Consider the following 9288-nt stretch of genomic DNA (forward strand, 5'->3'; position numbering starts at 1 on the left):
CGCAGGATGACCGGATGTTTCCCTCTGATGCCCAGGCTTTGTACGATGCGGCGCGAGGACCCCGGCAGTTGTGGTTGGTGCCCGGGGCGGCGCATCTCGAAGGTTTTGCTCTTTATCCCCAGGATTACGAGCAGAGAGTGGTGGAGTTCTTTAATCGCTATTTAGTGCTCTCCATGCCCCAGGGCGGTGGACTCTTTCCCTCTGATCCCGAAGAAGATTATTAGCCCGAATCATGCGCGAGCCGTTCTGCTGCAACGCCGGAACTGCACGCCACTGCTGCGTTGCACTCCCGCGGCCGTCCTCGAAATAGCCTCCGGCTATTCCTCCGGGGGCCTTGGTCGTGTGCCTTGCATTGCCACGCAGTTCCGGTGTTTCGCGACGAAGACTCGTGCAAGATCCGGGCTAGGTGAAACTGGAGATGCTCTATGTCGATTAAACCGATTATCGGAGTGATAGGCCAGGCTGAAGTGGAGCCCAAGCTGATGGATTTTGCCCGCAAGGTCGGACAGGGCCTTGCAGAGGGCGGTGCTGTGCTTATTTGCGGGGGTCTGGGGGGAGTGATGGAGGCTGCGTGCGAGGGCGCCAAGAAGGCCGGCGGCCTGACCCTGGGCGTCCTGCCTGAGGACAGTGCCGATGCGGCCAATCCCTATGTGGACATTCCTATCGTGACAGGCATGGGCGAGGCCCGGAACCTGGTTATCGTGAAGTCCTCGATAGTACTCATTGCCATCGGCGGGAGCTATGGCACTTTGTCCGAGATTGCTTTTGCTCTCAAGTCCGGCAAGCCCGTGATCGGCGTGGAGACCTGGGGGCCGCTGGGCACCAAAGGAAGACGCCTGGGCGTGCACTCCGTGTTCACTCCCGAAGAAGCTGTCCGAGTTGCCCTCAAGTGTATCAAGGCCCCCTGAAAATAAACAAAATAAAGAAATAAAAAAACTCTTGCCGATGGCACCCCATATGCTATACTTTTCCTTATCCTCTAGACTTATTTTCTTGTCAGAATAACGAATAAAGAACGGAGACCCACGGTACGTGAAGGACCTTGTCCGCAGGTGGGGCCATCGCCTCCCAGCCGCATATCTCATTTCCATGTTCCTCTGGACGGGCAGTGGTGTGGCTTTTGCTGCGCCTGTGCCTCCGGCAGACAAACTCGCCACCATTCCCGCCTTTGGTCTTAATTCAGCGGATTCCCAAAAGCTTCGTAACTGGGCTTTGCGTACCGAAAATCTCCGGCGCTTCCAAAATTTGGCTGGAAACCAAGAACTGATGGATGCGTTGAGGCCGCTTGCCGGGGGGAGCCCGGTGCCGGTTCAGATGACTCTCCTGATGCTTGCGGTTGCAGCGCAAGAGGCGCCGGAGTCGGGTAACGGCGGCTCACACGCGGAGATAGGGGGGGGACTTTTTGAGGCTGGCTTCAGTGAAAGGGCGAGCACCTGGGCAGGGGCCGGAGAATTGCTAAGTCAGGTTCAGAGAGTCTTGGCAGATTCCCGAATCCGCCAAGCCTTACAGAATGAGACCCAGGTGGGTCCGGGAATTGTCGCGAAGATAGAGGCGTGGATTGAAAAGGCCTTGGCAACCTCAGGGGTTGCGAAGAGTTTCCCGGTTGAAACGCGCAGATCCCCTGGAACGAGTTTGAGCGGGGATCAGAAAGCGGCTCTGGTCGAATTCATTCAGACATCCGCAATGAGTCAGCCCTTCCATGTGAGGCAGTTTCCAGAGGAGCATCGGCGACTTCTCGATGAAGTTGCCAGAGGGAAGGCGGCGAATTCGCCTTCACCCCATGCGGCGCTCATTGAACGGCTATTGCGAGACGAAAGCGCCGAATCTGGAGGCCGGCGCGTTCGCCTTCAAATTACTTTGACTAATTGGCCGGGGACTTTGGGCTATATTGCGGATTTCGGGCAAGGTGCAAGTTTCTGGGAAGGCAGGCCCGTTTACTGCTTTTCTTATGAAGACGATGGAACTATTGTCCTTAATGTTCCGATGTCTTTTATAAAGGATGCATGCAACCCAGCAAATCTCAACCCGGGACTTGTAATGCAGGCAATCTCGCATGAGTTGGATCATTGGATTGGGGGAACGGCGGGGACAGGCATTACGCACACCGAGGCGATTCTCAGAGAGTCTCTGTGGCACCAGGGGGGTGAGTGGGCGGAACAGGTTGTTCCCAGCCACTTGATGCTGTATTCACTGAGAGATCCTGGAGTTCGGGGTGATGCGAAATATTGGCAATATCTATTAGGCCTTGTTGAAAATACGAAGGCTGTTAGAGAGGGGATTGAGGCGCGAAATGATCTGGAAGAGCAGGCCCGGAAGCAGGCTGCCCTGCTGGCAGATGAAGTCGCAAAAGCGGCACTGCTCAACTTGATCCGGAGGTTCGATGAGGTTTTGGATACAAATGTGCATGTCGCAATTGATGAGGGTGCTCCGTTAGTATCCAGCGCTGTTCTGAAATACTTTTTGCTCGGTTTAGAGTTGGAGGAGGATCAAGAAAGGGTTGCCCGGTTGTTGCGGGACATTTTGGTAACAGAAGAGGTTAATGAAACGGCACGCAAGGATGCGGCACATGCTCTTTTCTTGACTTCCAGCGGCTGGGTTTACCTCATTACAATTCTTACAGAGGATGCTGACAGACAGGTTGTGTCCCGGGAGCAACAGATTATTAGGGATGTGGCTGGGAACAATGCTTCACAGCTGGATCTGGTTCGGTTTTCTCCGGAGTTGATGCGTCTACTTTCTGATCAACCCCATCCACAGACGGAGGGTCTTGCGATTGCTGAAGCCGTCGGCCAGTCCGGGTCTTTGCTGGAAAGATTCAGCCGGATAAGCAATGAAGACGCGCCTTCACTTGATTCTGTTCGCGCATTCTGTTTGGATTTGGTTGAGGCTCTAATTGAAGAGCCTGGCGCAGGCTTCTTGGATCGTCAGGGGAGCCTTGATTCGTCTTCAATAAAGTACTTTTTTGGGCGTTTCGCCGGAGCGCTTAATTGGACTCTTCCTGAGGCTGATGAAATTCGTTCAGCAGTGGCCACCGCTCTGGTTGAGATTGCTCGAATGCAGGATGCGGAAAACGCAAGTGCGGCAGCCCAGGCTGAACTCTATAGAGTATTTGGGACGATTGGCGAAAATCTTGATGTAAAGAGACTTGTTGTTCGGGAGCTTTTGGGCCAGGCGACTGCACGGCAGGTTTTGCTTGGTGAGATCCGGAACCGTAACAGAGACCTGAACCGGTATTTTACACGAGATCCCAGGGGGCTAATCGATCTCCGGATACAGACTGCTGAATATTTGGCTGATCTGGAGGATTGGGATGTCTTGGAAACCGCTCTTATGTATAAGTCTGCAGATTCTTCTGTGGTTCGGCGGGCCATTGCGCGGGTGATGTCTGGGCATCCGGAGGGATATAATCGGCTGGTAACCCTTGTGAATCGAAGCGGGATTACGGATCCGAAACTCAAAGCGGCGCGCCAGGACGCGGCGATCGCCTTGAGTTTGTGTGGAAATCCGCCCATCGATTTGCTGGTGGGAATCTTCCGTTCCGGCGATGAAGATTGGGGATTCCGGCAGGCTTTAGTGCGTACGGTTGCGGCCGGTGATAATAATCCCTTACGTCAGGAGATTTTGTTTTCGCGGGCCACAGAGGAACCCGATGAATTGGAGGCGTTGAGGATTTCCGCTTATCCGGATTTATTTCAGGCGGGTTATTGTGATTTAAGGAGTGCTCTGAGGCAGGTTGCGTTTGACCGATACAGTCTGAGCGAGGTTCTCCGGGAAGCCTCGGCAAGTGCGCTTCAGTCCCTGGCTGAGATTGTTGTGCGGGAACAGGATACGAATGTTGAAGCAGTCGTTGCCGGACTTTGGGTATCCGGTGAAGAGAACGCCCCAGGTTTATTTGATTTTATCTGGCATATGTCTATTGCAGACACAAACAATGATTTTCCTGACCTGTGCAGGAATACGCTGATGTTGAGCGGATTGTTCCGATTTATGGAAGTGGCTCATCCGCAGACTGCGCTGCTTTTGATTGAGGAGTTGCATGAGAAAATTATGGAACGGCCGAGATTGTTTCAGACGCTGTTGAACGAAGATGATTTTAAAGACTTTCTTTCCGGGGCTCTGGCGCAGCCCACCAATGCCGCCCGGCAAAGGTTTCAGATTAATCTCTTGCAGGTATGTCTACCTGTGCATCATGTTTATCCGTTTCCAGAGACTGTAGTTGCAAAAATGAAGACAGCTTTGCAAGCGTTTGCCGCATCCCCGAACCCACAAACAAGAAACTGGGCGGAAGCAGAACTGCGACGTTTTGAGCCCCGTATCGATATGAGAGCATGGATGCGGCGGATACTAGGGATAGGCCGTGTAGCTGCCGAGGCAGACCTCGCCCTACCCCTCGAACAATCCCTTTAACCAGGGACGGTTCTCAATTACCCGCTGCCTCCCAATGAGTTATGCGAGGTCCGTCCCCCCTTGGCCCCTTTTCTCCGAATCTGCTAGGCTATTAGGGTTCTTCGGAGAGCCCTAGCAGATGCCCTTATCCGTCCCCATCATACGAAAGCTGCCCAGCAATCTTCTGCGAGATTGCGCGGATCTGTTTGAGCTTGCGTGGCCTTTGTTGCGCGAGCCGCACAGTGCGTTGTTGGATAGCGGTCCCGTTCCGGCCGGGCCTGCAGACTTGCGGCAGTTTTCCTATATGGGATGGGCCCCCTATCAGGTTCTCTCGGCCCAAGGCACACAGTTGAGGTTGTGGAAGCGGCGCGAGTCCGGTGGCCGAGGCCACACCCGCCTTTTGCAAGGAGATCCCTTCGAACAGTTGCAAATCTTGCTTCAAGAAACGCGTACTGAGCAAGCCGCGGATTGGATTCCTTTTACAAGCGGGGCTGTGGGCTATTTGGGTTATGGTTTGCGCGAACGGATAGAGCAGGTACCGCGAGTTAAGAAGGACAGCCCGCCGCAGCCGGACATGGTGTTCTGCTGGTACGATCGTCTTTTGGCATGGGATCACCGCACGCGCGAGGCTTGGTTGTGTGTCACACCGGGCCAGGGAAGTGATCCGGATGCGGTCTTCCAGGAGCTCGTGAGTCTCCTTAACATCTGCCGTCCCCTTCCAGAGGTGCGCCGCTATTTCAGCCGCTCTCAGAGGCCGGAGCCCCGAATGGCCCGCGAAGACTACCGCACAATGATCACCCGCTGCAAGGAGCTCATCGCGGCCGGTGAAATCTATCAGGCGAATCTTTCCCATCAATTTGTATTCGAGTTGCCCGGCCGGAATCTGGTGGAGCTCTACGCAGCTTTGCGCACAGCACACCCCGCGCCTTTTGGTGCGTTTCTGAACTATCCGGGGTTTTCGGTCTTGAGTTTGAGTCCGGAGCGTTTCTTGCGCGTCCAGGGATCCCGAGTGGAGACGCGGCCCATCAAGGGAACTGCGGCGCGCGGGGCAACAAACGATGAAGACCGGGTGCGGGCCTCGCAGCTTTTGCAAAGCACCAAGGACGCGGCTGAGCATGTGATGATTGTGGATTTGGAGCGCAATGATTTGGGGCGTGTTTGTAAGCCCGGGAGTGTGCGTGTGGAGCGTTCGGCGGAATTGGAATCCTATGCCACGGTTCACCACTTGGTTTCTACCATTGCGGGGCAGTTGAGGGAAGGAACAGGGCCGGTGGATTGTTTGAGGGCCACCTTCCCCGGTGGATCTATTAGCGGCGCGCCCAAGGTGCGGGCCATGCAGATCATCGAGGAACTGGAGCCTTTGGGAAGAGGCCTTTACACCGGTTCAATCGGTTGGATTTCCGGGGCTGGTAATATGGATTTTTCGATTGTGATCCGTACGATTCTTGCCCAAGGCAACAAGGGCTATTTGCATGTGGGCGGAGGGATTGTGGCGGATTCGGATCCGGATGCCGAGTACCAGGAGACTCTGCACAAGGCCGCAGCGTTTCTGCAGGTGTTGGGGGGTGAAGTGAGCGCGTTGGGCTCCGGCGGCGTGCCATCCGTGTGTCGTGGCGAGCAGTGCGAAGCCATCTTTGTGGAAAACAGATCCCCACGTCGCGGAGTTTACCCAGAGCGAATGCGAAGAGCTCCCCGGGATGACGATGGTGCCTGAAACCAAACCCCCCAAACACCCAGTACCCGCTCAACCAGTACATCAGTCTGAGTGTATGCCCTCCGGTCTCTTCGAAACCATGCGCATTTCGCGCGGACGTATTCCTCTTTTAGACCGCCATCTCAAGCGTCTCTGCGGCGGATGGATTGCCTTGGGATTTTCCCCTCTTCCTCCAAAAGACGAACTTCGTGCTGCAGCGGTGCAGCGCGTCTCTGAGTCCAATATTGAAGAAGGAGTCTTGCGCTTGATTGCGACCGGAGGCGAGGGCAAGTCTGCCGCGTGGGAGTTCCGGGTTCAAGAAGGCATTGCTTATACGTCTGAGCATTACTCTCAGGGAGTGGGCGCGGCGCTGGTTCCGGCGCAACGCGATGAGAGTTCTAAGCTTTGCCGTTACAAGACACTCGACTATTTTGGTGATTATTTGGCGCGGCGCCAGGCGCGCGAACGAGGCGTGTTTGAAGGCCTGCTCCAAAACTCACGCGGTTTTCTTGCAGAGGGGAGTGTGAGCAATCTTTTTGTGGTGAAGAATGGGTGTGTGAAGACGCCGCCTTTAGAAGACGGGGCTTTGCCGGGGATTGCCCGTTCTCTGGTCGTTGAAAAGATTGTGGAGTGGGGTTGGGATTATGCCAAGGAGTCGTTGCTTTTGAGTGATGTGCTCGATGCAGATGAGGCCTTTCTCACCAATGCGGTGATGGGAGTGATGCCGTTGGTGCAATTGGAAGGGCAGCGGATTGGAAACGGGGCGCCGGGAGTTAAGACCAAGGAGCAGATGGAGTGCTATAGTTCGTTGCTTTTTTGACGCTGTGCAAAGGCCTTTGCGAGCAGTTCTTTGTAGCGGACGCTGCGGCGCACGTAATTGAGATGCGGGTCATTTTCCAATAAATCGAAATCGTCATAGCCGAGGCGCAGGGCTCGTTCCAGGGCGCGGATGGAAGGGGCTGTTTGTTTGAGCAGGGAGTAGTCGCAGGCCAGATTGTAGTGAACCACGGGGTCATTAGGCCTTAGCCGCGCCAGCTGCTGGTCCACTGCCAGCCCTTGCCGGAACTTTCCCACACAGGTGTAGGCCTCACCCAGGGCGCTCAGAGCTTGGACACTTTCCGGCTGGCGTCTCAGAACCCCTTCAAAGAAGGAGATTTGGAATTCGAGGTCTTCGCGATCGTTTGGCATTTTTGTAATCCTTAAAAACTACTTAACTATACCACAATTTGCAGCTTAAGTCAACGGAGGCTCAGGCGCTCCAGGCGCTCAAAACCTCACTTATTACAGAAATCATTGGCTCATGGATCAGGCCATTGCTTGCGAGTATTTCTTTGCCGTCGAGCTCGCAGGGACCCCCTGCCATATTGGTGATCCGTCCGCCTGCTTCCTCCACCAACAGACAGCCTGCGGCAATATCCCAGGGAGAAAGCCCAAACTCCCAAAAGCCTTCAAAGCGTCCGGCCGCTGTATAGGCCAGATTCAGGGCTGCGGAGCCGTCGCGGCGCACGCCGTGAGTACGTTCGATGAAAGCTTTAAAGAAGGAAAGATAGAATGCTGCGCGTTCACGCCGGTCGTAAGCAAAACCAGAGCAGACCAGGGAGCGTTTGAGTTCCTGGATGGGGGAGACGTGGATGGTTTGGCCGTTGAGTTGGGCGCCTTCTCCGCGAGCGGCGGTGAAGAGCTCCTCCATCATCGGGTCGTAGATCACGCCCACGCTGCGTTTTCCTTCCAATAGCAGTGCCAGCGAAACACAGAATCGGGGATAGGCGTGCGCGTAATTGACTGTGCCGTCCAGGGGATCCAGGATCCAGAGGTGGGAGCTGCCTGTACGCTTCAAGTCTTGTTCCTCGCTGAGGATATCGTCTTTGGGGCGATGGGCGCGGAGCACCTGGAGGACCGTTTCTTCGGCCAGGCGGTCAATCTCCGTGACTGGATTGATTTCGTGGCCCGTGGCGTCCTTGTAGTCGATCTGTTGCACACGCCCGTAGTTCTTGCGCAGAACCAGTCCTGCTGCGTGTGCAGCTTCGACTGCCAGCTTGAGAAGCCCCTGGATTTCTTTGCGTTGCGAAGACATGCCGGAGTTTTAACAGACCCCGATACCAAAGTCAACCAAGCGCCGTTTCCGTTTCCGTGTCAGGCACCGGTGCCAGGCACCGGTGCCTGACACCGTGGAACAGCGGTGAAACACGGGGGGATTCTGTTAGAAAATCTGATTGACTGGATGAGATTTTCTGTATAATCTACATGACTGAGGCCGATCTGAGATAATGGCGGGACAAAAATGAAGCAAGCCAAATGGGAAGTTGATAAGCGTTTTCATCTTAGGGTAGCTCCGGACGAGCCAGTCTACACGATTAGTGTCGTTTGCCGTTTTGTGGAATTGCCTGTTTGGACTCTGCGCCAGCTTGATCGTCTGGGAGTTCTGTCTCCAACACGCACGGCTGGCCAAAGCCGTCTCTATTGCAGCCGTGATGTGGAGCGCCTGCGTTACATCAGATTTCTCATGCAGTCAGAAAAGGTCAACGCCAGTGGCGTGAAGATTATTTTGAAAACCAAGGGGTATCTTCGATGAACACCATGCGTACAGGGGTGTTACTCACAGTTTTAACGGTGATTTTGATATGGATGGGGCAGGCCATCGGCGGGGGGGCTGGTGCGAGCTTTGCCTTCTTGCTCGCGATCGGGATGAATGTGGGAAGTTGGTGGTTTAGCGATCGTATTGTGCTTGCGATGTATCGTGCGCAGCCCATTGAGCGGCATCAAGCTCCGGAGCTTTTCGGTATTGTGGAAGAGTGTGCGATGCGCGCCCAGATCCCCACGCCCAAGGTTTATGTTTTGCCGCAGGCCGCGCCCAACGCCTTTGCCACGGGCCGGGACCCGGCCCACGGTGCCGTGGCTGTGACTCAAGGCCTCATGGCTCTCATGGATCACGACGAGCTCAAGGGAGTCATTGCTCACGAGTTGGGTCATATCAGGAACCGGGACACTCTCGTGATGTGTGTGGCCGCCACCATTGCCGGCGCCATTACATTGCTCGCCACTATGATTCGCTGGGCCGCGATTTTCGGTTTTGGCGGCCGCAACAGCGAAGACGGCCCGGGCAATCTTTTAGCGCTTTTGGCCATGGCCATTGTGGCGCCGTTGGGCGCGACCGTTGTGCAGCTAGCTATTTCGCGTTCGCGTGAGTTCGGAGCCGACGCGCAAGGCGC

At 55.2% G+C, this 9288-nt stretch carries 9 protein-coding genes; 7 read left to right on the forward strand and 2 right to left on the reverse strand.

What is annotated here, in order from left to right:
* The 5 genes from JW937_00830 to JW937_00850 all read left to right on the forward strand — a co-directional run.
* Positions 1-224: hypothetical protein (locus JW937_00830; GenBank protein MBN1585956.1), on the forward strand; the 224-nt coding region annotated here is incomplete at its 5' end.
* A gap of 201 nt (positions 225-425) precedes the next feature.
* The gene (locus JW937_00835) at positions 426-908 is read left to right on the forward strand and encodes a TIGR00725 family protein (GenBank protein MBN1585957.1); all 483 of its coding nucleotides are present in this window, start codon (positions 426-428) and stop codon (positions 906-908) included.
* 124 nt (positions 909-1032) lie between these two features.
* Positions 1033-4407, forward strand: coding sequence for a hypothetical protein (locus JW937_00840; GenBank protein ID MBN1585958.1), 3375 nt, complete (start codon positions 1033-1035; stop codon positions 4405-4407).
* Positions 4408-4525: 118 nt separating this feature from the next.
* Entirely contained in the window at positions 4526-6100 is a 1575-nt protein-coding gene (pabB, locus tag JW937_00845) for an aminodeoxychorismate synthase component I (GenBank protein ID MBN1585959.1), read from the forward strand.
* A gap of 55 nt (positions 6101-6155) precedes the next feature.
* Positions 6156-6899 (forward strand): aminotransferase class IV family protein, encoded by a 744-nt coding sequence (locus tag JW937_00850; GenBank protein ID MBN1585960.1) that lies wholly within the window; start codon positions 6156-6158, stop codon positions 6897-6899.
* Here JW937_00850 and JW937_00855 read toward each other — a convergent pair.
* On the reverse strand, positions 6878-7267 hold the full coding sequence (locus JW937_00855) for a hypothetical protein (GenBank protein ID MBN1585961.1): 390 nt from the start codon (positions 7265-7267) through the stop codon (positions 6878-6880). The two genes, JW937_00850 and JW937_00855, sit on opposite strands and share 22 nt — an antisense overlap.
* Before the next feature lie 61 nt (positions 7268-7328).
* Positions 7329-8153, reverse strand: a complete 825-nt coding sequence (locus tag JW937_00860) for an inositol monophosphatase (protein MBN1585962.1) — start codon at positions 8151-8153, stop codon at positions 7329-7331.
* Between the two features lie 207 nt (positions 8154-8360).
* Here JW937_00860 and JW937_00865 point away from each other — a divergent pair, with 207 nt between their 5' ends.
* The gene (locus tag JW937_00865; protein MBN1585963.1) at positions 8361-8651 is read left to right on the forward strand and encodes a MerR family transcriptional regulator; all 291 of its coding nucleotides are present in this window, start codon (positions 8361-8363) and stop codon (positions 8649-8651) included.
* Positions 8648-9288 (forward strand): M48 family metalloprotease (locus JW937_00870; protein MBN1585964.1); only part of this gene is annotated, 641 nt, incomplete at its 3' end. The genes JW937_00865 and JW937_00870, both read left to right, overlap by 4 nt.

The sequence above is a fragment of the Candidatus Omnitrophota bacterium genome (assembly GCA_016929445.1).
Lineage (GTDB): Bacteria > Omnitrophota > Gorgyraeia > JAFGIU01 > JAFGIU01 > JAFGIU01.

Bases quoted from the DNA above. Each gene is read 5' to 3' on its own strand.
- JW937_00865 (MBN1585963.1), top strand. From the start codon at position 8,361: ATGAAGCAAGCCAAATGGGAAGTTGATAAGCGTTTTCATCTTAGGGTA.
- JW937_00855 (MBN1585961.1), bottom strand. From the start codon at position 7,267: ATGCCAAACGATCGCGAAGACCTCGAATTCCAAATCTCCTTCTTTGAA.
- JW937_00860 (MBN1585962.1), bottom strand. From the start codon at position 8,153: ATGTCTTCGCAACGCAAAGAAATCCAGGGGCTTCTCAAGCTGGCAGTC.
- JW937_00835 (MBN1585957.1), top strand. From the start codon at position 426: ATGTCGATTAAACCGATTATCGGAGTGATAGGCCAGGCTGAAGTGGAG.
- JW937_00850 (MBN1585960.1), top strand. From the start codon at position 6,156: ATGCCCTCCGGTCTCTTCGAAACCATGCGCATTTCGCGCGGACGTATT.
- pabB (MBN1585959.1), top strand. From the start codon at position 4,526: ATGCCCTTATCCGTCCCCATCATACGAAAGCTGCCCAGCAATCTTCTG.